The following is a 21,040-nucleotide window of genomic DNA, read 5'->3' on the forward strand; positions in this document are numbered from 1 at the left end:
AGAAAATTTTATAAATCAAGAATAATTATAACATGTAAGTAAAAATTATTTCAATAGGGATTATTTACCATAATTATGGTAGTACGTCGTCTTATATGTGAGAGGAGACGAGATGTGAAAAACAATAGGGGAGGTGACAAAGTCTAAACCTCTCCTATTGTTCTGCAGAAAACATAAATTTTTGTGTGCGAGAACGGACGTTTAGGACGAGCCCAACCGCAAGCATGTATGTTGCGAGCGAGCTTCCACCGTAGCTGACGAACGGAAGCGGAAGGCCGGTAATTGGCAGCAACCCGATCGTCATGCCGACGTTTTGGAATACTTGGAACGTAATCATGCCGATGACGCCCGCGCATAAATAGCTGCCAAACGGATCGTGGCACTCTAACGCAATTTGAATCATGCGGTAAATTAATAAGAAAAAGAGCGAAACGACGATGCTTGCCCCGATAAAGCCAAATTGCTCTCCGATAATGCTAAAAATAAAATCGGTATGCGACTCTGGCAAATAGACGTCTAAATTTTTATACCCTTTTCCGTATAATTCCCCTGAGCCGATCGCAAGAAGCGATTTTATGAGCTGAAATCCTTGTTCGCTCGCATATTCATACGGATTCAGCCAACCGTAAAAACGGTTTAATTGATATTGCTTGATTTTTAACACATCTGGAAAATATAAAAACGCCACGATAAACGCAGTCGCTCCAAGGACAGCGAGACCGACAATCGCTGCGATGATGCGCAAGCGAATACCTGAAACAAGAATGAGCGAGCCGGCAATCGCCATAAACACCATCGACATGCCCATATCTGGCTGACGGGCAAGCAAAAATAGCGGCGGCAGTAGCGACAGCGCGATTTTCCCAAGTAATTTCAAGTCGTCTTGCACCGTTGGGTCATGATATTTTTCCCGATGGTTGACGATAATGCGGCTAATGACGATAATCATAAAAATTTTCATCAGCTCAGAAGGTTGGAAGTTTCCGCCCGGAAGGCTGTACCAGCTCGTTGCCCCTTTAATCGTTAATGTACCCGGAACGTTTAATTCTAATCCAAGCAAAAGAATCATCCCAAAACCATATAAATACCAAGCGATTTTAAACAGACGGTCATAATCGACAAGCATCGTCACCGCAATGACGACGGCACCGACGCCGTACCACATGAGCTGTTTTTGCGCAAAGTTAATATGTTGAAGTTTAGCAGGGAGCGTCTCGCGCGCACTTTCAATGGCGATGGCGCTCACGATTGCGATTAAAAATAAAATAAATAGTAAATGATAATCTATTTTTGATTGAACGGTTTTTTCATTTTCCATTACAGTTCCCCCTGTTTGATGATGCACTATCATTTTACATTGTCGCTTGCAAGTTGGCAAAGATTCGCGCATAATAAAAAAAGCGATTTTTGTCGAGAGGAGGCGGAAAAGGATGGAGCATATTGTACAAGCGTTGTATGACGAACAAATGGAATTGTTCCGTCAGCATTTTTTGAAATTGCATCCGTACGATCGGGCGAAGTTTTACGTTGAACAAAGTCCCGAAGTGAGAAAGCGCATGTACGAATATTTGTCGCCAGCAGAAATGGCGGAAATTTTTGACCATCTCGACGTGGAAGAAGACGAGTATAAAGTTTATTTATCGGAAATGGATCCGTTGTTTGTCGCGCAAATGCTTGCGCACATGTATGCCGACAATGCGGCGGACGTATTGAATGAATTAGATAAAAACGAAGTAGCGAATTATTTAACGATTATGGATGATGAAGCGGCCAAAGATATTCAAGGGCTACTTCATTATAAAGAATATACGGCCGGAAGCATTATGACAACGGAATATATCGCCATTCATGCGAATCAAACGGTACGTTCGGCGATGCAAATTTTAAAAAGAGAAGCGGCGCATGCGGAAACGATTTATTATTTGTACGTCGTTAACGAACAACGGCAGCTCGTTGGGGTATTGTCGCTCCGGGAATTGCTGACATCGGATGATGATGCGATGATTTATGATGTTATGAACGATCAAGTCGTGTCTGTGCTCGTTGATGAAGACCAAGAAGATGTGGCGCGCAAAATGCAAAACTACGATTTTTTAGCGCTTCCTGTTGTCGATGCGAACAATCATTTGCTTGGGATTATTACCGTGGACGACATTGTCGACGTCATCTCTGAAGAAGCGACAGACGACTATTCGAAATTGGCAGGGGTTCCTGATGTCGATATTCAATACACCCCGTTCGAAGCGGCGAAAAAGCGTCTGCCATGGCTCATTATTTTATTGTTTTTAGGGATGATGACGGCCAATTTAATTAGCCGTTTTGAAGACACATTGCAAAAAGTTGCCATTTTAGCTGTATTTATTCCGCTTATTGCAGGAATGTCTGGAAATACAGGGACGCAATCATTGGCGGTAGCGGTGCGTCGGTTGGCGATGGGGGATTTAAAAAAAGAAGGAAAATGGCGTATGCTTGCGCGCGAGGCGTTAACGGGGCTTTTGATCGGCTTGTCTTGCGGCATCGTCATTACAATTGTCGTGTACGTATGGAAGCAGCAGTTTTTTTTAGGGGTGCTCGTCGGATTGGCGTTGTTTGCGACATTAACAGTAGCGACCGTTGCGGGTGCGCTCATTCCGCTTGCGATGCATAAGCTGCGCATCGACCCGGCCGTTGCTTCTGGTCCGTTTATTACGACGATTAACGATTTAATTAGCATTCTTATTTATTTTGGCTTAGCGACAATGTTTATGGACTATTTATTATAAATTCCCTATTTGAAAGTAGGGAATTTTTTGTTATAATCATATTAATACTAGGTTCTAATAACAAATCATAATTTAAGGGGATGAACGAATATGCAATTATCGTTACATGGGAAAACGTATGTCGTCATGGGTGTCGCAAATAAACGAAGCATCGCTTGGGGCATTGCGCGTGCGCTTCATGCAGCCGGGGCGCGATTAATTTTTACATATGCAGGCGAGCGTTTTGAAAATGAAGTGAAAAAATTAGTCGCGACGTTAGAAGATGACACAGCTCTTGTGTTACCGTGCGATGTGACGAAAGATGAAGAAATTGAAGCGTGCTTTGCGCAAATAAAAGAACAAGTAGGCGTCATTCACGGCGTTGCGCATTGTATCGCGTTTGCGAATAAAGAGCATTTAGAAGGCGAATATATGAACGTGGATCGCGAAGGATTTTTGCTGGCGCACAACATTAGCGCATATTCATTAACAGCTGTGGCGAAAGCGGCGAAAGAGTTAATGGCGGAAGGCGGAAGCATCGTCACGTTAACGTATTTAGGAGGCGAGCGCGTCGTACAAAACTATAACGTCATGGGTGTAGCGAAAGCGTCGCTGGAAGCGAGCGTCAAATATTTAGCAAACGACTTAGGCAAATACGGCATTCGCGTCAACGCCATTTCCGCCGGTCCGATTCGCACATTATCTGCCAAAGGCGTCGGCGACTTTAACTCGATTTTAAAAGAAATTGAAGAACGCGCACCGTTACGCCGTACAACGACACAAGAAGAAGTAGGCGATACTGCTCTATTTTTATTTAGCGACTTATCGCGCGGCGTCACAGGCGAAACGATTCACGTCGACTCAGGTTATCATATTTTAGCGCGGTAATGAAAAAGCTGTTTGGTCGATGCCAAACAGCTTTTTACGTATGATGGCATGCCCGTTTCTTTTTGCGCATATAGTAGTCGTAAAAAGGAGGGGTGTGGGAATGAAAAAGCATGTGGAAAATGCACCGTTGTTGTATATCGTTCAGCCGAATTTAGGGCCGAAAACGTGCTATATGCAACAGACGTTTCGGACAAAAAAAGAAAAGCCGTCGTATCCACCGCCATCGTTTGCGAACTTTCGCGACATGGATACGATCGAGCGCATTGAGTTTTTAGCGACGCTGCCAAATGAGCTTCGGCCGGTGACGTGCGAATTAAAAACGAAAAATCGAACGTATGAAGGGATCATTCAAAAATGTGATAGTAAAAAAGTGTTTTTTACATTCAGCGGGGAGGAAAAGACGATTACGATCCCGCTAGAACATATCGTATCCGTATCGCTTATTGGCAAATCGTAACGTACAAACGTTCAAGCTGCTCGGCTGTGTTTGCGAATGAAAACGTCGTTTCTGCCCGTTTTCGTCCTTCGCGAGCAAGTGCGAGCGCTTTTTCTTTATTGCAAAGCAATTCGTTAATCGCGTTGGCGAACGCTTTCGGTGATGAGTAGTCGTCAATGACGATTCCGTTGACGTCCTGCTCAATGACTTCACCATTTCCCCCGCGATTTGTCGTAATGATCGGCACGCCAGCAGCCATCGCTTCGTAATGGACGCGAGCGAGCGGCTCGTGCCATTGCGAACTACAGACGAACAAATCGCCCATCGTCAATATGCGCGGGATGTGTTCGGAAGGGATATAGTTTGTAAATAAAATGCGATCTTTGTAAGGGTGAGCGAGCTTGTGCAGGAAGTGCACGTAACCGTTCGGGCGGTTGTCGCTAAACCATTTTCCTCCGACGATGACGAGTTTCGCACGCGGATGATAGGCTAGCACGTCATTCATGCTTTCTATTAACACGTGCACCCCTTTTGCTCGACTTAATCGGCCGATAAATAAAATGACGTCATCTCCTTCCAAACGAAAGCGTTGGCGCATGTCGGCGCGCACTTGTTTTCCTTCCTCCGTCCATGGCGGTGTGTACGGTGTAATGTCAACACCAGAGTAGACGACTTGAACGAGATCGTCCGGCACATCGTATCGGTTCGTGACGGTGCGCTTCATGTACGCGCTGACGGTTGTGATGAGATCCACTTCAGCCAGCACGCGTTCAGCTACGTCACGTTTCATTTTTAGCGGCGAAAACATATCGTTATGCAAGCTTGTGACGAAGCGGCTTGCGTGAGCCACTTGTTTGTACTGTAAAACGTTTGCTGGGCGGTTAAACACATGAACGACGTCAAACGTTCGTTTGCTTAATTCGTTTGCGACATCGTGTTCGTACCGTTCGTTTGGCACGCGTACGTATTCGATGCCGTGACGCCGTTCGTATGTGGGAAGCGATGGGTCTGTAATCGAAAAAATAGTAAGATCATGTTTAGCGGCAAGAAATGGGGCGATGCCATCAATCATCAGTTGAATGGCTCCCCCTTTCACCGCTGGGGACGGTAGCTTTTCTGTACAAATGAATGCGATGCGCATTATGACCTCCCGTAAAGCGAGCGAATGTATTGGACTTCATGACGCAATCCTTCTTGCAATGGCGTCGCTGGATTGTATGAAAGCAGGCGTTCGGCTTTTGAAATGTCCGCCCACGTATGTTTCGGCTCGCCGATCGCTTGATTCATATATCGTTTGTTCGCTCGTTTTCCGATCATCTCTTCGAGCATAGCGATGACGTCGTTTAGCGAAGCTCGTTCTTTCCCGCCGATATTGAACGTTTCCCCGATCGCTTTTTCGTTGCCAAGCACAGCGAGCGTGCCGTTGACACAGTCGGAAATGTACGTAAAATCGCGCGTTTGCGTGCCATCGCCAAAAATAGTGATCGGCTCATCGAACAACATATGGCGAATGAAGCGATGAAAGGCCATATCTGGCCGTTGGCGCGGACCGTACACCGTAAAGTAGCGCAAAATGGTCGTCGGCACATGAAACTCCGAATGATATACGCGGCATAAATGTTCCCCAGCTAATTTCGTAATGCCGTATGGCGAAAGAGGGGTCGGGGTCATATGTTCGGCGACGCGCCCGTCTTTTTCACCGTAAACGGACGATGTGGACGTATAAATGAACTGTTTTGGTCGATGTTGTTTGCATGCTTCAAGCAACCGTTGCGTCGCTAATATGTTGTTTGTCGTGTACAAATCAAACGATGTTCCCCAGCTTGTGCGCACGCCCGGCATGCCAGCAAAATGATAAATGACATCGACTTGTTTTATGATGTCAACGAGCGGCAACGATAAAAGATCGCCTTCGATCCATGTAAAATGGTCGTGTTTGTTTAACGTGTCGATCGTTTTTTGTTTCCATTGTTTTGGCGTTGGACCGATGAACGAATCGACGCCAATGACGTGATGATGCGGCAGCAGCGCTTCGCATACGTGCGAGCCGATAAAGCCAGCCGCCCCTGTGACAAGTATGTTCATCCGCGTCCCACCCCCACATAGTTCAGTCCTGCTTGAATAACATCGTTGCGCGGTAAGCTATTTCGCCCGTCGACGACGACGTTTCCGTTCATCGTTTGTTTCACTTGTTCCCAGTTTAATTGTTTATACTCATCCCAATCGGTCGCGACGATGACCGCATCTGCTTGTTGGAGCGCTTCATCGATCGTTTTTGTTTGCTTCACGTTCATGCCGTTTGGGAGGACGGCTTTTGGGTCGTGCGCCACGACATGAGCGCCAAGGTTGTGCAATGCTTTGATGAGCGATACGGCAGGCGACTCGCGAATATCGTCTGTATTCGGTTTAAAAGCGATGCCTAGGACGGCTATACGTTTATCGGAAAGCGTACCTAACGTCCGCTTTATTTTTTGAATATACCAATGAAGCTGCGTGTCGTTAATCGTTTTTGTTGCTTCTATCATGTACGGGCGCACCGCTTTTTCATACGCCATTTGTTGCAGGGCGGCGACATCTTTCGGAAAACAAGATCCGCCATATCCGATGCCGGCTTGTAAAAAGTGAGGGCCGATTCGTCCATCAAGACCGATGCCGTTTGCGACATCGACAACGTCGACGCCGTATGCGTCACAAAGGCGGGCGATTTCGTTTATGAACGAAATTTTTGTGGCTAAAAAGGCGTTGGCGGCGTATTTAATCATTTCCGCACCGCTTAAACTTGTCACGACGTATGGGGCATGAATACGTGCGTATAACGTCTGCATAACAGAAAGGGAACGATCATCATCGTCACGTAAACCGACGACGATCCGGTCGGGATAGAGGGAATCGAAAATGGCTGACCCTTCCCGTAAAAATTCGGGGTTAGAGACGACGCGTACGTTTTTTCCTTCTTTTGTTAGCTGCTCGTATATGCGTTCGTTCGTGCCGATCGGAACGGTGCTTTTGATAACGAGCGTTTGTTGGTCGTGTAAATGAGGAAGAAGCGCAGCGACGGCACGGTTGACGTGTGACACGTCCGGTTTTCCGTTGTTGTCGGGCGGTGTGCCGACGCAAATAAATATGACATCGGCTTCGTGTATATGTTTTTGTCCGTCACGATGAAAAAAAAGCCGACTTTTATGGTCGGTGAGCAGCTCGGCTAAACCGGGTTCATAAATCGGAACGTCTCCACGTGTTAAGGCGGCAATTTTTTGTTCATTTTCATCTACACAATGGACGGTATGACCAAGTTTGGCAAGCACTGCAGCTGTCGTTAGTCCAACATAGCCAGCGCCGATAATTAAGACGTTCATATGTTCACTTCCTTTATTCGTCTTCGTCGTCTATTTTCGTCGTTCCGATTGCCATCGCCGTCTGTTCGGCAGCTGCGACGAGAGCGTCGGAAGGAAACTCGATCGCTGCGATGTTGCGGCAATGAATCGTTATCGTTTCACCACCGTGTTCGTAAAAGCGGTCGATGTGGAGCGTCACTTCATTTGTCATTTTGTTTACTGCAGCGAGCTGGGCGTGATAATACGTTTGATTGTTCGTATGCACGTGCAGCTCTGTTCCTTCAGGAAGAGTGAGCAATGTCGAGCATATGTCGTTTAATTGTTTTCTTTTTGCTAAAAAGTCTTTGCTGAAAAAAATGCGATACATTCGTTCCACTCCTTTCTTCGTCTATCTCATTGCATTATATGTACGGAAAGGAAAAGGGGAATGGGCGGTTTGCCTACATTTTTTCATCGTATCTCACATACAGTAGAGCGAGGAGGCGAGAAAGATGGATGCGTTTCACTTTTTTCTTTTATGTATTGCTTCGTTTCGCTTGACGCGCTTAATTGTATATGACCGTATTACGTCGTTTTTGCGCGCCCCGTTCCATGAAGAATTTGAACAAGATGGGGAAACGTATATTGTGATAAAAGGGACAGGAATAAGAAAATGGATTGGGGAGCTGTTCAGTTGCCATTGGTGTACAGGGATATGGTGCGCAGCGGCGTTGTACGTTGGCGTGATGTTCGCCCCGTACATTGTCATGCCGTTTGTGTGGATATTAGCGATTGCGGGAGGTGCTTCGCTCATCGAAATCGTTGTCCAACAATGGAGCAAATAAAAAAGCGGGCGAACGCCTGCTTATTTATTGACAACAATATAATTAGAAGATGATACCCCTTGTTTCAGTTGGCGAAAATATACGAATGCTTCAACGACAACGGTTTGGATGATGCGCAGTTCAAATGACGGAAAGCGCAGTTGTTCGTTCGGTAAAAGCGTTGTTTCATCAATTGGTTTTAGCCAATATTCCCCTTCTTTCATTTTTTCACGCCAATTTTCGACCGCAAATGTCCAGCCGCCTTCTTCTTGCATTTGGCGGAATGAAAATTTTCCACTTAGTTGGGCGTGATCGGGAGGGCGGAGGCGAAGGCAAATGATCGGGTCATTGAGCGGTGTATTGCCGCTATTTTCGACGATGAGATCGCCGATAATTATCGCATCTTCCTCTTTTTGTTCTGGCATCATGACAGCGTACGTGAAATAAGCATAGGTGCGCACAACATCTTGTTTTATTTCTTTTTTCCGCCGTTTTTCTTCCTCAAGCGCCACTTCGTAAAAAAGAAGTTGTTGTTTTAACCGTTCAATCGTTTGTTCATATTCGTCTAGTTGCTCAAGTTTTTTTTGCACATATTGATTGCGCAATTGCTCGCGCTTTAACTCCGTTTCGACAAGTTGCAATAGCTGTTTATATTTTGCCACTTCCGAGCGGTAATGAATCACTTTTTGTTGGAGTTGAATATGTTGGTTGTTCATTATGTTCCTCCTATAAACATTCTGGACATCCTTGCCAGCCATTTGGAGCGATATGAATCGGTTGAACGATAAACATCGAGCAAATGAAAAATACGACCAATATTTTTCTTATCATTTCAATCCACCTTCTCTTTCCGTTGTTTCAATATTCATTTTATTTTATAATGTGTCATATATACCAAAATAAAGGTGTGATCGAATGCAGAGATGGCTTTCTTTGCTGGGGACGATGTTATTTTTGTTTTTTGTTCCATATGCAGCAAGCCAAAAAACAGGTGTTCCATATATGGAATGGACGTTTCTTGTCGGACTGGTCGCCACAAGCTTTCTTTTTTATATACATGGTAGCGGATATATGTGGAATAGATCTTCAGAAGAAATGAAAAATACGTGCTATCGTTCTTATTCTTTTTGGATGGCTTGCATATATACGATGATAAGCTATATGTTCATATAAAAAAGCAGGCTATATGTGAGCCTGCTTTACTTATTAATGTGCCGGGAATACTTCTGGGCATTGCGGTGGGAATTTGTCTGTTGGGCAAAGTGTTGCTTCTAAAATTTCTTCGCGCGGTTGGCAGTAGCGTGCTTCGACTTCAAGTTTTACGTCGGCTTCCATTTGCACTTCTAAACATAATGTAATCGATACATCGAGCTGTGAGAAGTTGTCAGTGCAAATTAAGCTGGCGTCACATTCGAAAAATGAAATGTGGCAGTCGAGCGTCGTTCCTTCTGGTGCGCATAAAATAAATGTTTGTGCTGTCGCAAATGGAATTGGGTTTGATTCACAAACGACGTGGCCGTTTGCGTTTACGACTTGCACGACGACGTGACCTTTCACAAGCGCTTTTACTTTTTGCAATGTGACTGTATCTCCGGATGGAAGCGTAACGTGCACCGGTTGACGGCCGTTTGGTTGCAAAATTTCTTGGCAAATGAGAGCATTGTTATCTACTGTTTGATCGATGCGGTTTCCTTCATCGTCTGTTAAGAAGCAGCGAATCGAGAAATCGCCAGCGCTTAAGCCGTTAGACGCGAAAAAGTCACAAACCGTTTGCCCATGGCGCGGACATTTGCTTTCTGGAAAGATCGCTTCCAAATCCCCATTTGAAAAACTACGCAACGGCACATCGATTTGACGAGTAACCCAGTCATACACTTTGCGTGTTTTAATACACACTTTTTCTTTACGCTCTTTATGATGCGTCATGCCTCGTTCCTCCTAATTTCAGTTTTTCCCGTCGCATGTATCGGGACTACTGTATAGTATGAGAAAGGTAGGTAAGTGTGCAGGGATAAGTGCGGAATTTTTTTGTCATAAATAGGCGCGTCATTGAATTGTTATGTAGTAGAGAGGAGGAGGCATATGCAAAACGAGTTAGACGTCTTGCGGGCGGAAAATGTATTATTAAAAGAATTGGCAGCGTTAAGTGAACAACGTTATGAAGAAATGAAGCGGTTGAGAAAAGAAAATGAAGAGCTAAAAAAGCAGCTGGAACAGTTAACGAAACAGCTATTCGGACAAGGGACGGATTCGTGGTTTATGCATACCGTCAAACGCCAACAAGCGTTAAAGCAAGGGGCGCAACCGCCGCTTTCGACGCCGTTTTCATTTGCAGAAAAAAAGAAATAGGAAAAAGGCATAGTCACTCGCTCCATCTTTTTCATATGCTATTGTATCTTACATGTTGTGGAGGGTTTGCTATGGAAAAGAAAAAACCGGTTGTTCTTGGCGGTACACAAACAGCGAAAGTATACACATCATCACCTGCTCCTGTGAAAAAAACAGGCGGTTGCGGATGCGGGAAAAAATTGAAGCAATAGCGGGGAGGGGAAAAAGATGGAGCGCTTTAAAAACTACGGGCTATGGTTAGCGATCGGCGCTTTCATACCGCTTTTCTTGCAAACGTTTGGCGTCGATATTGATTTAGGAAAATATGAGCAATTATGGAATGCGTTTTTAAGCATTTTAGTCATGGCAGGCATTTTAAATAATCCATCGCTTGGGAACGGATTTCGCGATAAACGTTAGCTCCTTTAAGGGGCTATTTTTTTGTATAACTTTTTCGTATCCGCGCATGCTATGTGATGAAAAAACGAAGGAGGTTTTCATATGACTGTCGCAAGTTCTGTAAAACAAACGTTGGCGGGGCTAAAATCAGCCCAGGCAAGTTTTGAAACGTTCGCTCTGCAAACGGAAAATGAAAAGGCGAAACAATTGTATCAACAAGCGGCACAACAAACGCAAGCGATCGTTGATTTAATTGCTCCGCGCGTGCAAGAAATTGAACAAGAAGAGCCACAATATAAACAGTAAGTCATTTGGGTGTCCAATCGGGACGCCCTTTCGTTACATGAATAGAAAGGTGAACGCCATGAAAAAATGGTTTGTACTTATGAGTATGTTTTTTCTTATGAGTTGTGCGCATGAACAAAAAGAACAAAAACAGTCGCTTCAACAAGAAAACATCACAAACGTGAGCCATGACGGAAGCGCGAAACGAAGCGACCAACGGCACGCAAAAAAAGCGGTCGAGATGTTGAAAGCACGACGCGATGTAAAAGATGCGGTTGCAGTCGAAGCGAACGGACGGCTGCTTGTTGCGTATCAAGTGAAGCATATGCAACGCTTCCGCATGAAACAAATTGAAAAAGAGGTAAGCAAAGCGCTGAACGAGGCATTTGGCGAAAAAGTGATCGCATCGCACGATTTAAAAATTTTTTGGAAAACGAAAGCGTTAAAAGAAAAAATAGATACGAAAAATATAAGTGAAAAAGAAATCGAAAAAGAAGTGACGGTCATTCAAAAATTGAGTGAAGAACAAACGTAGCGAGGTGAGAGGATGGCGAACGAAAAACGAAAACATTTAACGCCTGTACAACAACAATATCATCAGTTTGAACAAGCGCGCGAAACGAAGCGTCCGGTGTTGAAAAATTGCGTGCGCGCCTTTTTTGTCGGCGGGCTCATTTGCGTCATCGGACAAGCCATTTCTTATTTTTATATGTACTTTTTCGATTTCACAGAAAAAACTGTCGGCAATCCGACTGTCGCAACGATGGTGTTTTTAGCGATGCTTTTGACCGGTTTTGGCGTATATGATCGATTGGCGCAGTTTGCCGGGGCAGGAAGCGCGGTGCCTGTCACCGGATTTGGCAACGCTGTCATTTCGGCTGCGATTGAGCATCGGACGGAAGGATTTGTGCTCGGTGTCGGCGGGAATATGTTTAAACTTGCCGGTTCAGTTATTTTGTTCGGCACGTTTTCCGCGTTCATCGTGGCGCTCATTAAAACGATCGCGGTGAAATGGGGTGGTCTCGGATGATGAAAGGGCATCGCACGTGGGTGTTTGAAAACCGTCCCGTCATTGTCGCCACCGCCACAGTCGGCGGACCGTTTGAGGCGAACGGAAACATTGCTGATGATTTTGACTTGCTGCATGAAGACCTTTGGCTTGGGGAAGATTCGTATGAAAAAGCGCATAAAGTGTTGTTTGAAGAAGCGTTTTTTCAAGCGATGAAAAAAGCGCGCATCGAAAAGGAACAAGTGCAGTTTATTATTTGTGGCGATTTAATTAATCAAATGACCCCTTCAAGCTTTGCGGCGCGCACGCTTAGCACCCCGTATCTCGGCGTATTTGGCGCATGTTCAACATCGATGGAGGCGCTTGCACTAAGCGCGTTTATCGTCAATTACGGCGGGGCGAAGTACATATTGACAGGAGCGGCAAGCCATAATACAGCGGTTGAAAAACAGTTTCGCTATCCGACCGAATACGGAGGGCAAAAGCCACCGACGGCACAATGGACGGTGACGGGCGCTGGTGTGGCGTTAGTTGGCAGCGAAGGTGATGGACCTCGCATTACGTCCGCAACGATCGGGCGCGTCGTCGATATGGGATTGACCGATCCGTTTAATATGGGGGGAGCGATGGCGCCAGCGGCTGTTGATACAATTGAGGCGCATTTGCGCGATATGCAAGTCGATGCGTCGCATTATGACTTAATCGTCACAGGCGATTTAGGAAACATCGGCCGCACCGTCTCGCTCGATTTATTGCGGAAAAATGGGATGGAACTTGAAGAAGAACGGTATCAAGATTGCGGATTAATCATTTACCGCGAAGGGCAGCCGGTGTTGTCGGGCGGAAGCGGGGCAGGATGTTCTGCGACGGTCGTGTACGGGCATTTACTTAGCCGAATGAAGCGTGGGGAAATTCGGCGCATGCTTGTTGTTGCGACAGGTGCGCTTTTGTCGCCGCTTACGTTTCAACAAGGGGAGACGATTCCGTGCATCGCCCATGCGGTGGCGATTGAATATGGAGGCGATCATGGATGATGGCGATGTTTTTTTGGGCGTTTGTTGTTGGTGGGCTTATTTGCGTCATCGGGCAAGTAATGTTTGATGTGTTTAAGTTAACGCCTGCGCATACGTTAAGCGCGCTCGTTGTTGCCGGAGCGATTTTAGACGGATTTGGGTTGTACGAGCCGCTTATTGATTTTGCAGGCGCAGGGGCAACGATTCCGATTACAAGCTTCGGGAATGCGCTCGTGCACGGGGCGATGCAAGAAGCGGAAAAGCATGGCATCGTCGGGGTGTTAACCGGCATGTTTGAAGTGACGAGCGCCGGCATTTCAGCGGCGATCGTGTTCGGTTTTATTGGCGCATTATTATTTAAACCGAAAGGATAGAGGAAGATGACGATTGGTTCACAAGTAAAGCAAAGTTTAGCGAACATGAAGGCCATTCATGCGACGTTGCAACAGTTGGCGCTCACTTCGACAAACGAAGAAGCGCAGCGGGCGTTTCATGAAGCGATGCTTGAAACGGAACAAATGATTGCGGCGCTGAAAGGGCGAATATCGACGCTTGAGCGCGAGGAGCCGCAATATAAGGGGATGTAAATATGCCAGCATGGTTAGAAGTGGCGATTCGCTCCATTTGCATTTTAATCGGACTGTTTATTATTACGAAATTGTTAGGGAAAAAACAGTTGTCAAAGCTGTCGTTTTTCGAATATATCGTCGGCATTACGATCGGGGATATCGCTGGCTCGATGTCGATGGATTTAGATATTCGGTTAACGGAAGGGATTACGAGCATTTTAATTTGGTCGCTTTTCCCCGTCGTCATTTCGATCATTTCGTTACGAAGCAAAAAATTTCGCGATTTTGTCGAAGGAAATTCAACTGTATTTATTAAAGACGGAAAAATTTTAGAAGATAATTTGAAAAAAGAGAAATATACGGCGGACGAATTGCTTGAACAGTTGCGGAAAAAAGATGTGTTTCGCGTTGCTGACGTGGAATTTGCGACGCTTGAAGCAAACGGCGATTTAAGCATTTTACTAAAGCGCGATAAGCAGCCGCTAACGATCGGGGACGTCGCACCGTACGTTCCGCGCGAAAAAGAGCCACAAACCGTCATTATGGACGGCGAAATTTTAGATGAGCCGCTCGCGACCGCCCGTTTAAGTCGCGGCTGGTTGAAGCAACAACTCGATCAAATGGGCGTCGCCGGTGAAAACGTCTTTTTAGCTCAAGTCGATTCGTACGGCCAATTGACCGTCGATCTATACGACGACCGCATGCAACTACCAGAGCCGCAACAAAAGCAACTATTGCTTGCATCAATGAAAAAAGCAGAAGCCGATTTCGAGCTGTTCTCCTTACAAACGAACGATAGACAAGCGAAACAAATGTACGAACAACAAGCGAAACAAATGCAGCAGCTTATTCAAAAACTGCAGCCGTTTCTTATGTGAAAGATAAACACCGCTCTCATGCGAATAGGCATAGGGGCGGTATTTTTGTTTTTTAGGTAAATACATGATCCCCTCTCCATCTGGGTTTTTTCATACCCAAATATTGTAAAAAATATTTCTAAAAGGCTCTTCACCACAAGTTGTACTTGATCATTTAAGGTAGGTGTGCATAGAGAAAATAGAGGGGACAAAAAATGCGAATTTTCCTGTATGGTAAAGGTGGTTTTTGGCGAAGATGCTCATGGCCTTTTTTAAGATCGCGTTTTCCTCCTCCAGATCCCGAATGCGTTTTTGAAGTTCACGCTTTTCACGATCTTCCGGCTTGAGGTTTCCACTCCCCACAAAGCTATGCTCATCATCTTTTTTATAATCTGCGACCCATTTATGAAGAGTTTTTGGCGAAATATCGAGTTGTCTTGCGGTTTGAGCGACCGCCTTTCCTTCCTCGACCACTAATTTTACTGCATGTATTTTGAATTCTTTATCAAAACGTCTTGTCATTATAGACACCCCTCATCATTGATAGATTTACTGTACATTTCTCTATTCGTTGTGTCTATAATCTAGACTAACATCATTTTATGGCATGGAACTTGTGATTAACTCAATGATTATAGCAATAAGACCTAGAATAATTACCATCAAAGTAGAAAAAAGTATTGCCTTCTTGGCAATTACAAATATTTTCGTATTCGATTTTAAAATTCGGTAAGTCATATAGATTAAAATGCCTAAAAAAGTTGAACCAATCCATATAATTAAACCATAGTTAGTAATCAGTTTTTTCCAATCAAAAACCCAAAAATAGAGAATAGTTATGTGACAGATCACTAATAGCAATGTTATTGAAGGTAATATTATTCTTTGAAATATCATTTATTCTACCTCCTATGTAGATTTTATTATTTGTTTAACCCGTGGTGCTAGTTGAGCGCTAGCGCTCAACTAGCACCACGGGTATATAGATATTTTGTGTGACCGAGTTTTTCGCATTAATAAATACCAACTAGAGCCCGTTGCTTTGGTAAAGAATGAATCATGAAATGTCATGAGGCTGACATCATTTGTCAGCCTTTAATCGTTTGAAGAAACTCCTCGACTTGTTCGCGTGTTTTTGCATTGGCGCTATGTAAGTGGGCGATTTTTTCGCCGTTTTGGAATACAAGCAAGCTCGGAATGCCCATAACGCTGTATGTTTCCGCAATGTCTGGCACATCGTCGCGATTGATGTCATACCATGTGAATTGCGGGTAAGCGGCAATGACTTCATCCATAAATTGATCCATTCGTACGCAATCTGGGCACCATGTTGTAAAAAATTTAACGACAACAGGTGTGCTTGAGGCGATCGCTTGTTTAAATTGTTGTGCGTCTTGTAGTCGTTCCATATGACACGTCCTTTCTTTTGATTTCGTCTTTTATTCTAGCACATGTTTTCGTTTTTTACGTATGAAAAAGCAAGGGGGGAAAAACGATGGATCGATTGGAAAAAGAACTGCAATCGTATGCGCGGGCAAAACATCAAAAACACGATGCGTTTATGAAGGCGTTTGATGCATGGGGAAAAGAGATGGAGATGACGCTAAACAAACTTGAAAAAATAAATGAAATGCTATTTCAACAGTTTCAAGCAAACATGAGCGATGCGGAAGCGTTTTTTGCGAAAAAAGAAAAGCAGTTCGCCCGCATGTTACAGCGGGGAGAGGAATTTTTGTAGGAGCGCCCATACCAAATTCATTTCTAAGCATATGATGTAAGCGACAACGTTGAAGGAGGTGGAGTCTCATGGGCTTCGGATATTGCGGATATGGTTACGGTGGCTACGGCTACGGCGGCGGATACGGTTCAACATTCGTGTTAATCGTTGTATTGTTCATCTTATTGATTATCGTTGGTGCAGCGTTCGTTCACTAAGAAGGGGCGTTCCAAAGGGTCACACCTTTGGAACGTTTTTTTTTTGTTTTTCATATGCTGAAAAAGAAAAATGAAGGAGGCGGAGAAAGATGGATCAACATTTTTTTAAAAATATTGAAAAGAAAACGGGCGTCAATATGCAAGATATTTTTGCGCTCGCCAATTCATTGCAAAACGCAAACTTTAAAGACGAAAAAACGGTGCGCGGCATCGTCAAACGCGTCGCGCAAATTGCGAATCGCAACGTGCCGAAAGAATTGGAAGATAAAATTGTTCAATCGATTATCAACAACGGAAAACAAATGGACTTCAATACGATCGCGAACATGTTAAATAAAAAATAACGAAAAAGCGAAAAGTCTTAGACGAGGCTTTTCGCTTTCGTGTGCGCTCGGCATGGGTGCAATCTCTAGGGTGAAAGTCCCGAACTGCGAAGGCAGAAGTAGCAGTTAGCTTAACGCAAGGGTGTCCGTGGTGACGCGGAATCTGAAGGAAGCGAGCGGCAAACTTCCGGTCTGAGGAACACGAACTTCATACAAGGCTAGGTATCATTGGATGAGTTTGCATGACAAAACAAAGTCCTTTCTGCCGAAGGTGATACAGAGTAAATGAAGCAGATAGATGGAAGGAAAGATTGCACTCTTACCCGAGGAGGTCTGATGGATACGTGAAGTACGCTTCATAACCTACTTAGTGATAGGTAGCTGAACCATCAGAAGTCAGCAGAGGTCATAGTACGAATCGGTCTAGAACGATTCGGAAGGACTGAACAATCAAGAGAAAATAGCCCTTGGCATTCAGTTCGTCATGATGAACACAGAAAACATAGAACCTACCAAGAGAAAGGAAACGGTGAATCCCGTGGGGGATCTGTTGGAGGGTGGAGTGACGACTGGCATAAGAAGATCAGCTATTTACGGAAGGAAGAAGAACGATGCTTTTGAATCAAATCCTGTCACGGGAGAACATGCTTCTCGCATTGAAACGAGTAGAACAGAATAAGGGAAGCCACGGAGTAGATATGATGCCCGTACAAAACCTACGAACGCATATCGTCGAAAACTGGCAGTCCATCAAAGAGGCGATTCTCAAAGGTACCTATGAACCGATGCCTGTCCGAAGAGTCGAAATCCCGAAACATGATGGCGGTGTTCGGTTACTAGGTATCCCAACCGTGACAGACCGTTTGATTCAACAGGCAATTGCCCAAGTATTGTCGAAGATATATGACCCCATGTTTTCTGAACATAGCTATGGCTTTCGCCCAAATCGAAGCGCCCATGATGCAGTGAGGAAAGCACAAGGATATATCAAAGAGGGATACCGATGGGTTGTAGACATGGATTTAGAAAAGTTCTTTGATCAGGTCAACCACGACAGACTCATGAACACATTGGCGAAAAGAATCCACGATAAACCGTTATTGAAATTAATCCGCAAATACCTGCAGTCGGGTGTCATGATTCATGGAGTGGTTTCAAGTACAGAAAAAGGGACACCACAAGGTGGTCCATTAAGTCCGCTCCTTTCAAACATCGTTCTTGACGAGTTGGATAAAGAATTAGAAAAGAGAGGACATAAATTCGTTCGTTACGCAGATGACTGTAACATTTACGTAAAATCAAAAAGAGCAGGAGAACGAACAATGGCAAGCGTTCAACGATTCATTGAACGCAAACTCCGCTTGAAAGTGAATGAGAAAAAGTCGGCAGTAGACCGTCCATGGAAACGAAAATTCCTTGGATTTAGCTTCACCAACGCAAAGGAACCAAACGTTCGAATCGCAAAAGAAAGCCTGAAACGAATGAAAAAGAAAGTACGAGAAATCACCTCTAGGAGAATGCCATATCCCATGGAATATCGGATTCAGAAACTGAATCAGTATGTATTAGGATGGTGTGGATACTTTGCGCTGGCGGATACGAAATCAATCTTTCGGAAACTAGATGGATGGATTCGTCGAAGACTTCGCATGTGCTTGTGGAAGAATTGGAAAACAGCAAAAACGAGGGTGCGAAACTTGATCAAATTGGGAGTTCCTTCGTGGAAAGCCTATGAATGGGGGAATAGTCGGAAAGGATACTGGCGTATTTCAAATAGCCCCATCTTACACAAAACCCTTGGAAACTCCTACTGGAATGACCAAGGGCTCAAAAGTCTACAAGAGCGTTACGAATTCTTGCGTCACTTATCTTGATTGAACCGCCGTATACGGAACCGTACGTACGGTGGTGTGAGAGGACGGAGGTTAATCACCTCCTCCTACTCGATTTGAGAAGAAAGCAAGCGCGAGGCGTTTGCTTTTTTTAAACGGCGCATGGACGGAACGGAAATAAAGAGACGCTCTTTGGCGCGCGTGACGGCGACGTAAAGAAGGCGGCGCTCTTCTTCAAGCGGTGCGACATCGCCGTTTCGGTACGCCTCAAGCGCATAATCGTGAGGCAATAGTCCGTCCACTACCCCGATGATATATACGATCGGAAACTCTAACCCTTTCGAACGATGAATCGTCATAAGTCGAATGCCGTCATCGCATGTCGTGTTGGCGTACGCTTTGGCGCGCGCGACGTGGGAAAGAAACGCGGGAATCGTTTTAAATTTGCGCGCGACAACTTTTACATCGCGTACGTCATCGGATCCTTTTTCTATCGTATTTCCTTCGTTGCCACGCTTTTTTAAAAAGTCGCCAAACCCCATTTCTTTTTCAATGAAATCGATCGCCTCAAGCGGCTTCATTTCTTTCACTTTCGCAAATAGCGGAACGATCGTGCGCAATTTTTGTTGTTGAAACGGTGCGATACGATCGAGTTTAGCGAGCGCCTCCACGAGCGAACAGTCTTGTAAAATCGAGATTGCCTTCAAGTCGTTCATGACCGTTTGTTTTAAAAACAACACCGTCGCCACATCGGCAAGCGCTTGTTCGTTGTTCGGATCGATGCTTAATTGAAGAAAGCTTAATAAATAGCGCACGATGCGTCGGTTGTAAAATGATTCTCCGTCCGTCGTCACCGGGAGGCGAAGTTGAGCGAGCCGTTCAAAGACGGCGCGCGATGCGGCGTTCGTTCGGCATAAAATGGCGATATCGCTCGGTTTCGCCCCTCGTTTCATTCGCTCTTGTATGTCGCATACGATCATTGTCGCTTCTTCTTCCTCATCGTACGGAAAGAAACATGTCGGCATATGTGCGCTATCCGTTTGGGCGTTCATTTGTTTCGGAATGCGCGTACGACTTTTAGAAATAATGCTGTTGGCAAGCGATACGATCGGATGTGGCGAACGATAATTTTCCGTCAACTTCACGATTTTTGTATGTGGAAAATCGTGTTGGAATTGATAAATAAACGATGAATCCGAGCCGCGAAACGCATAAATCGCTTGATCGTCATCCCCAACCGCGCATATATGGTGCGTATGTGACGCAAGCAACTTCATCGTTTCATATTGCACGTGGTTAATGTCTTGGAATTCATCGATAAGAAAATAATGAAACCGTTCGTGATATTGTTTCAGTCGTTTTTCATCCGTTCGCAACATGTCATAACACGCATATAACATGTCATCAAAATCAAATACGTCGTGTTGCCGTTTTTTTTCTTCATATTGCACATACAACTGTGCGACGCGCTCGTCCCATTCGTTTTCAATCGCGATGTCATCGCGTGCGGTGAGCGTATTTTTCCAATACGAGATGCGCTGCATCGCTTCATCGTACGGAAAATCGCGCTCGTCGATGCCGATGTCGCGCCCGATTTCTTTTATCATTCGCTCTTTTTGCCAATCGCGAATGAGCCGCTCATGCCGCCAGCGAAACGGATCGGCATGTTGCAACATGCGATAAAACAAGCTATGAAATGTGCCGATTGTCGGCAGGACATCAAGGTTGTATGCATACAATCGTTCCGCTAGTTCTTTTGCCGCTTTTGTCGTAAAGGTGACGATCATCATGTTTGAAGCTTTTATATGATGATTTGTAATCATTGCGGCAGCCCGCGTCGTTAACGTGCGCGTTTTGCCGCTTCCCGCACCGGCGAGGACGAGAAGCGGCCCTTCGATGTGGCGGACAGCTTCATATTGATCCGCATCGAGCGACACGCCACATACGATCGTCTGTTTTTTTTCTTTCGCTTGAAACGGTTCGTGCGGTCGAATAGCAACCGCGCTTCCTCGTTGTCGTTCTTCTTTTATGCACGGATTCGCAACATGATAAAAGTGCGGGGCATGTTCAATCGCTAAATGCAAGCGAACGATTCCACCGCACATCGGGCACGTCCATTTATTGCGTAAACTTTGTTCGTAAACGAGTTCGTATTTTTCTCTTGGCAATGTATGAAGGTCAAACAATTTGCCTTTATATTGCGCTTTGTTCATCGTAAAAACTCCTTCATGTAACGTCAACGTCTATGTTAACAAAACATACAATAAGAGAAAAGGAGTTTTTCGTT

At 44.9% G+C, this 21,040-nt stretch carries 25 protein-coding genes and 2 pseudogenes; 17 read left to right on the forward strand and 10 right to left on the reverse strand.

Going from position 1 to position 21,040, the window contains the following annotated elements; all coding sequences use genetic code 11:
* Nucleotides 1-154: 154 nt before the first annotated feature.
* Nucleotides 155-1,318, reverse strand: coding sequence for an FtsW/RodA/SpoVE family cell cycle protein (locus ACPF7I_RS03520; protein ID WP_430744789.1), 1,164 nt, complete (start codon nucleotides 1,316-1,318; stop codon nucleotides 155-157).
* A gap of 112 nt (nucleotides 1,319-1,430) precedes the next feature.
* On the opposite strand from ACPF7I_RS03520, the gene mgtE reads away from it, so the two are divergent.
* The 3 genes from mgtE to ACPF7I_RS03535 all read left to right on the forward strand — a co-directional run bounded on the left by mgtE (nucleotide 1,431) and on the right by ACPF7I_RS03535 (nucleotide 4,086).
* Nucleotides 1,431-2,762 (forward strand): magnesium transporter, encoded by a 1,332-nt coding sequence (gene mgtE / locus ACPF7I_RS03525; RefSeq protein ID WP_430744787.1) that lies wholly within the window; start codon nucleotides 1,431-1,433, stop codon nucleotides 2,760-2,762.
* A 90-nt stretch (nucleotides 2,763-2,852) separates the two neighbouring features.
* Nucleotides 2,853-3,629: an enoyl-ACP reductase FabI gene (gene fabI, locus ACPF7I_RS03530; protein WP_430744785.1), complete on the forward strand. Its 777-nt coding sequence runs from the start codon at nucleotides 2,853-2,855 to the stop codon at nucleotides 3,627-3,629.
* A gap of 100 nt (nucleotides 3,630-3,729) precedes the next feature.
* Entirely contained in the window at nucleotides 3,730-4,086 is a 357-nt protein-coding gene (locus tag ACPF7I_RS03535) for a CotO family spore coat protein (RefSeq protein ID WP_003395351.1), read from the forward strand.
* Here ACPF7I_RS03535 and ACPF7I_RS03540 read toward each other — a convergent pair.
* The 4 genes and pseudogenes from ACPF7I_RS03540 to ACPF7I_RS03555 form a co-directional block, all read right to left on the reverse strand.
* Nucleotides 4,070-5,206 (reverse strand): glycosyltransferase family 4 protein, encoded by a 1,137-nt coding sequence (locus ACPF7I_RS03540; protein WP_430744783.1) that lies wholly within the window; start codon nucleotides 5,204-5,206, stop codon nucleotides 4,070-4,072. The two genes, ACPF7I_RS03535 and ACPF7I_RS03540, sit on opposite strands and share 17 nt — an antisense overlap.
* The gene (locus ACPF7I_RS03545; RefSeq protein ID WP_430744782.1) at nucleotides 5,206-6,150 is read right to left on the reverse strand and encodes an NAD-dependent epimerase/dehydratase family protein; all 945 of its coding nucleotides are present in this window, start codon (nucleotides 6,148-6,150) and stop codon (nucleotides 5,206-5,208) included. The genes ACPF7I_RS03540 and ACPF7I_RS03545 overlap by 1 nt, the downstream gene beginning before the upstream one ends.
* Nucleotides 6,147-7,424: pseudogene (locus ACPF7I_RS03550) on the reverse strand (UDP-glucose dehydrogenase family protein); the annotation flags it as partial. The pseudogene ACPF7I_RS03550 and the gene ACPF7I_RS03545, both read right to left, overlap by 4 nt.
* Before the next feature lie 10 nt (nucleotides 7,425-7,434).
* Nucleotides 7,435-7,767 (reverse strand): hypothetical protein, encoded by a 333-nt coding sequence (locus ACPF7I_RS03555; protein ID WP_430744781.1) that lies wholly within the window; start codon nucleotides 7,765-7,767, stop codon nucleotides 7,435-7,437.
* 124 nt (nucleotides 7,768-7,891) lie between these two features.
* Between ACPF7I_RS03555 and ACPF7I_RS03560 the strand changes: the two genes are divergently transcribed.
* The gene (locus ACPF7I_RS03560; protein WP_430744780.1) at nucleotides 7,892-8,224 is read left to right on the forward strand and encodes a DUF1360 domain-containing protein; all 333 of its coding nucleotides are present in this window, start codon (nucleotides 7,892-7,894) and stop codon (nucleotides 8,222-8,224) included.
* A gap of 20 nt (nucleotides 8,225-8,244) precedes the next feature.
* Here ACPF7I_RS03560 and ACPF7I_RS03565 read toward each other — a convergent pair whose 3' ends face one another.
* Together ACPF7I_RS03565 and ACPF7I_RS03570 are read right to left on the reverse strand one after the other, a co-directional pair.
* Nucleotides 8,245-8,919 carry a hypothetical protein gene (locus ACPF7I_RS03565; RefSeq protein WP_219985520.1) on the reverse strand — a complete coding sequence of 225 codons (675 nt, stop codon included), beginning with the start codon at nucleotides 8,917-8,919 and terminating at the stop codon, nucleotides 8,245-8,247.
* A 490-nt stretch (nucleotides 8,920-9,409) separates the two neighbouring features.
* Nucleotides 9,410-10,129 (reverse strand): hypothetical protein, encoded by a 720-nt coding sequence (locus ACPF7I_RS03570; protein ID WP_430744778.1) that lies wholly within the window; start codon nucleotides 10,127-10,129, stop codon nucleotides 9,410-9,412.
* A gap of 156 nt (nucleotides 10,130-10,285) precedes the next feature.
* On the opposite strand from ACPF7I_RS03570, the gene ACPF7I_RS03575 reads away from it, so the two are divergent.
* The 9 genes from ACPF7I_RS03575 to ACPF7I_RS03615 all read left to right on the forward strand — a co-directional run bounded on the left by ACPF7I_RS03575 (nucleotide 10,286) and on the right by ACPF7I_RS03615 (nucleotide 14,684).
* Entirely contained in the window at nucleotides 10,286-10,552 is a 267-nt protein-coding gene (locus ACPF7I_RS03575; protein ID WP_430744776.1) for a spore coat protein regulator protein YlbO, read from the forward strand.
* Nucleotides 10,553-10,759: 207 nt separating this feature from the next.
* Nucleotides 10,760-10,951 (forward strand): holin, encoded by a 192-nt coding sequence (locus ACPF7I_RS03580; RefSeq protein WP_430744774.1) that lies wholly within the window; start codon nucleotides 10,760-10,762, stop codon nucleotides 10,949-10,951.
* A gap of 81 nt (nucleotides 10,952-11,032) precedes the next feature.
* Nucleotides 11,033-11,236 (forward strand): DUF1657 domain-containing protein, encoded by a 204-nt coding sequence (locus tag ACPF7I_RS03585; protein ID WP_042534447.1) that lies wholly within the window; start codon nucleotides 11,033-11,035, stop codon nucleotides 11,234-11,236.
* 58 nt (nucleotides 11,237-11,294) lie between these two features.
* Nucleotides 11,295-11,750: a YhcN/YlaJ family sporulation lipoprotein gene (locus ACPF7I_RS03590; RefSeq protein WP_430744772.1), complete on the forward strand. Its 456-nt coding sequence runs from the start codon at nucleotides 11,295-11,297 to the stop codon at nucleotides 11,748-11,750.
* A 12-nt stretch (nucleotides 11,751-11,762) separates the two neighbouring features.
* Complete coding sequence (gene spoVAC / locus ACPF7I_RS03595; RefSeq protein WP_430744771.1) at nucleotides 11,763-12,245, forward strand: stage V sporulation protein AC; 483 nt, start codon at nucleotides 11,763-11,765, stop codon at nucleotides 12,243-12,245.
* On the forward strand, nucleotides 12,242-13,258 hold the full coding sequence (spoVAD, locus tag ACPF7I_RS03600; protein WP_430744769.1) for a stage V sporulation protein AD: 1,017 nt from the start codon (nucleotides 12,242-12,244) through the stop codon (nucleotides 13,256-13,258). The genes spoVAC and spoVAD overlap by 4 nt, the downstream gene beginning before the upstream one ends.
* Nucleotides 13,255-13,611 carry a stage V sporulation protein AE gene (spoVAE, locus tag ACPF7I_RS03605; protein WP_012575626.1) on the forward strand — a complete coding sequence of 119 codons (357 nt, stop codon included), beginning with the start codon at nucleotides 13,255-13,257 and terminating at the stop codon, nucleotides 13,609-13,611. Before spoVAD ends, spoVAE begins: the two co-directional genes overlap by 4 nt.
* A 6-nt stretch (nucleotides 13,612-13,617) precedes the next feature.
* A complete protein-coding gene (locus tag ACPF7I_RS03610) occupies nucleotides 13,618-13,824 on the forward strand; it encodes a DUF1657 domain-containing protein (RefSeq protein ID WP_003395328.1) in 207 nt (68 codons plus the stop codon).
* Nucleotides 13,825-13,826: 2 nt separating this feature from the next.
* Complete coding sequence (locus tag ACPF7I_RS03615; RefSeq protein ID WP_430744767.1) at nucleotides 13,827-14,684, forward strand: DUF421 domain-containing protein; 858 nt, start codon at nucleotides 13,827-13,829, stop codon at nucleotides 14,682-14,684.
* Between the two features lie 208 nt (nucleotides 14,685-14,892).
* On the opposite strand, the pseudogene ACPF7I_RS03620 reads toward ACPF7I_RS03615, so the two are convergent.
* Both ACPF7I_RS03620 and ACPF7I_RS03625 read right to left on the reverse strand, forming a co-directional pair.
* Nucleotides 14,893-15,185 (reverse strand): annotated as a pseudogene (locus tag ACPF7I_RS03620) (transposase); the annotation flags it as partial.
* A 566-nt stretch (nucleotides 15,186-15,751) separates the two neighbouring features.
* Entirely contained in the window at nucleotides 15,752-16,072 is a 321-nt protein-coding gene (locus tag ACPF7I_RS03625) for a thioredoxin family protein (protein WP_430744765.1), read from the reverse strand.
* Nucleotides 16,073-16,158: 86 nt separating this feature from the next.
* Here ACPF7I_RS03625 and ACPF7I_RS03630 point away from each other — a divergent pair, with 86 nt between their 5' ends.
* From ACPF7I_RS03630 to ltrA, 4 genes are all read left to right on the forward strand, one after another.
* The gene (locus tag ACPF7I_RS03630) at nucleotides 16,159-16,401 is read left to right on the forward strand and encodes a hypothetical protein (RefSeq protein ID WP_430744764.1); all 243 of its coding nucleotides are present in this window, start codon (nucleotides 16,159-16,161) and stop codon (nucleotides 16,399-16,401) included.
* A 68-nt stretch (nucleotides 16,402-16,469) separates the two neighbouring features.
* Nucleotides 16,470-16,598, forward strand: a complete 129-nt coding sequence (locus ACPF7I_RS03635) for a YjcZ family sporulation protein (protein WP_009362140.1) — start codon at nucleotides 16,470-16,472, stop codon at nucleotides 16,596-16,598.
* Nucleotides 16,599-16,687: 89 nt separating this feature from the next.
* Nucleotides 16,688-16,942 carry a stage VI sporulation protein F gene (locus ACPF7I_RS03640; protein WP_430744762.1) on the forward strand — a complete coding sequence of 85 codons (255 nt, stop codon included), beginning with the start codon at nucleotides 16,688-16,690 and terminating at the stop codon, nucleotides 16,940-16,942.
* 590 nt (nucleotides 16,943-17,532) lie between these two features.
* Nucleotides 17,533-18,795 carry a group II intron reverse transcriptase/maturase gene (gene ltrA / locus ACPF7I_RS03645; RefSeq protein ID WP_430744401.1) on the forward strand — a complete coding sequence of 421 codons (1,263 nt, stop codon included), beginning with the start codon at nucleotides 17,533-17,535 and terminating at the stop codon, nucleotides 18,793-18,795.
* Nucleotides 18,796-18,860: 65 nt separating this feature from the next.
* On the opposite strand, the gene ACPF7I_RS03650 is transcribed toward ltrA, so the two are convergent.
* A complete protein-coding gene (locus ACPF7I_RS03650; RefSeq protein ID WP_430744761.1) occupies nucleotides 18,861-20,966 on the reverse strand; it encodes an ATP-dependent helicase in 2,106 nt (701 codons plus the stop codon).
* Nucleotides 20,967-21,040: the final 74 nt, after the last annotated feature.

Origin of the sequence: Anoxybacillus dikiliensis, assembly GCF_050613275.1 — a bacterium.
Classification (GTDB): domain Bacteria; phylum Bacillota; class Bacilli; order Bacillales; family Anoxybacillaceae; genus Anoxybacillus.

Excerpts from the sequence above, each read along its gene's own strand:
- ACPF7I_RS03560 (WP_430744780.1), top strand. The coding sequence starts at position 7,892 with ATGGATGCGTTTCACTTTTTTCTTTTATGTATTGCTTCGTTTCGCTTG.
- ACPF7I_RS03650 (WP_430744761.1), bottom strand. The coding sequence starts at position 20,966 with ATGAACAAAGCGCAATATAAAGGCAAATTGTTTGACCTTCATACATTG.
- ACPF7I_RS03535 (WP_003395351.1), top strand. The coding sequence starts at position 3,730 with ATGAAAAAGCATGTGGAAAATGCACCGTTGTTGTATATCGTTCAGCCG.
- ACPF7I_RS03575 (WP_430744776.1), top strand. The coding sequence starts at position 10,286 with ATGCAAAACGAGTTAGACGTCTTGCGGGCGGAAAATGTATTATTAAAA.
- spoVAC (WP_430744771.1), top strand. The coding sequence starts at position 11,763 with ATGGCGAACGAAAAACGAAAACATTTAACGCCTGTACAACAACAATAT.
- fabI (WP_430744785.1), top strand. The coding sequence starts at position 2,853 with ATGCAATTATCGTTACATGGGAAAACGTATGTCGTCATGGGTGTCGCA.
- ACPF7I_RS03540 (WP_430744783.1), bottom strand. The coding sequence starts at position 5,206 with ATGCGCATCGCATTCATTTGTACAGAAAAGCTACCGTCCCCAGCGGTG.
- ACPF7I_RS03590 (WP_430744772.1), top strand. The coding sequence starts at position 11,295 with ATGAAAAAATGGTTTGTACTTATGAGTATGTTTTTTCTTATGAGTTGT.
- ACPF7I_RS03640 (WP_430744762.1), top strand. The coding sequence starts at position 16,688 with ATGGATCAACATTTTTTTAAAAATATTGAAAAGAAAACGGGCGTCAAT.
- ACPF7I_RS03615 (WP_430744767.1), top strand. The coding sequence starts at position 13,827 with ATGCCAGCATGGTTAGAAGTGGCGATTCGCTCCATTTGCATTTTAATC.
- ACPF7I_RS03570 (WP_430744778.1), bottom strand. The coding sequence starts at position 10,129 with ATGACGCATCATAAAGAGCGTAAAGAAAAAGTGTGTATTAAAACACGC.
- ACPF7I_RS03625 (WP_430744765.1), bottom strand. The coding sequence starts at position 16,072 with ATGGAACGACTACAAGACGCACAACAATTTAAACAAGCGATCGCCTCA.
- ACPF7I_RS03610 (WP_003395328.1), top strand. The coding sequence starts at position 13,618 with ATGACGATTGGTTCACAAGTAAAGCAAAGTTTAGCGAACATGAAGGCC.
- ACPF7I_RS03555 (WP_430744781.1), bottom strand. The coding sequence starts at position 7,767 with ATGTATCGCATTTTTTTCAGCAAAGACTTTTTAGCAAAAAGAAAACAA.
- ACPF7I_RS03580 (WP_430744774.1), top strand. The coding sequence starts at position 10,760 with ATGGAGCGCTTTAAAAACTACGGGCTATGGTTAGCGATCGGCGCTTTC.
- ACPF7I_RS03630 (WP_430744764.1), top strand. The coding sequence starts at position 16,159 with ATGGATCGATTGGAAAAAGAACTGCAATCGTATGCGCGGGCAAAACAT.
- ACPF7I_RS03585 (WP_042534447.1), top strand. The coding sequence starts at position 11,033 with ATGACTGTCGCAAGTTCTGTAAAACAAACGTTGGCGGGGCTAAAATCA.
- spoVAE (WP_012575626.1), top strand. The coding sequence starts at position 13,255 with ATGATGGCGATGTTTTTTTGGGCGTTTGTTGTTGGTGGGCTTATTTGC.
- ACPF7I_RS03635 (WP_009362140.1), top strand. The coding sequence starts at position 16,470 with ATGGGCTTCGGATATTGCGGATATGGTTACGGTGGCTACGGCTACGGC.
- ltrA (WP_430744401.1), top strand. The coding sequence starts at position 17,533 with ATGCTTTTGAATCAAATCCTGTCACGGGAGAACATGCTTCTCGCATTG.
- ACPF7I_RS03520 (WP_430744789.1), bottom strand. The coding sequence starts at position 1,318 with ATGGAAAATGAAAAAACCGTTCAATCAAAAATAGATTATCATTTACTA.
- ACPF7I_RS03565 (WP_219985520.1), bottom strand. The coding sequence starts at position 8,919 with ATGAACAACCAACATATTCAACTCCAACAAAAAGTGATTCATTACCGC.
- ACPF7I_RS03545 (WP_430744782.1), bottom strand. The coding sequence starts at position 6,150 with ATGAACATACTTGTCACAGGGGCGGCTGGCTTTATCGGCTCGCACGTA.
- spoVAD (WP_430744769.1), top strand. The coding sequence starts at position 12,242 with ATGATGAAAGGGCATCGCACGTGGGTGTTTGAAAACCGTCCCGTCATT.
- mgtE (WP_430744787.1), top strand. The coding sequence starts at position 1,431 with ATGGAGCATATTGTACAAGCGTTGTATGACGAACAAATGGAATTGTTC.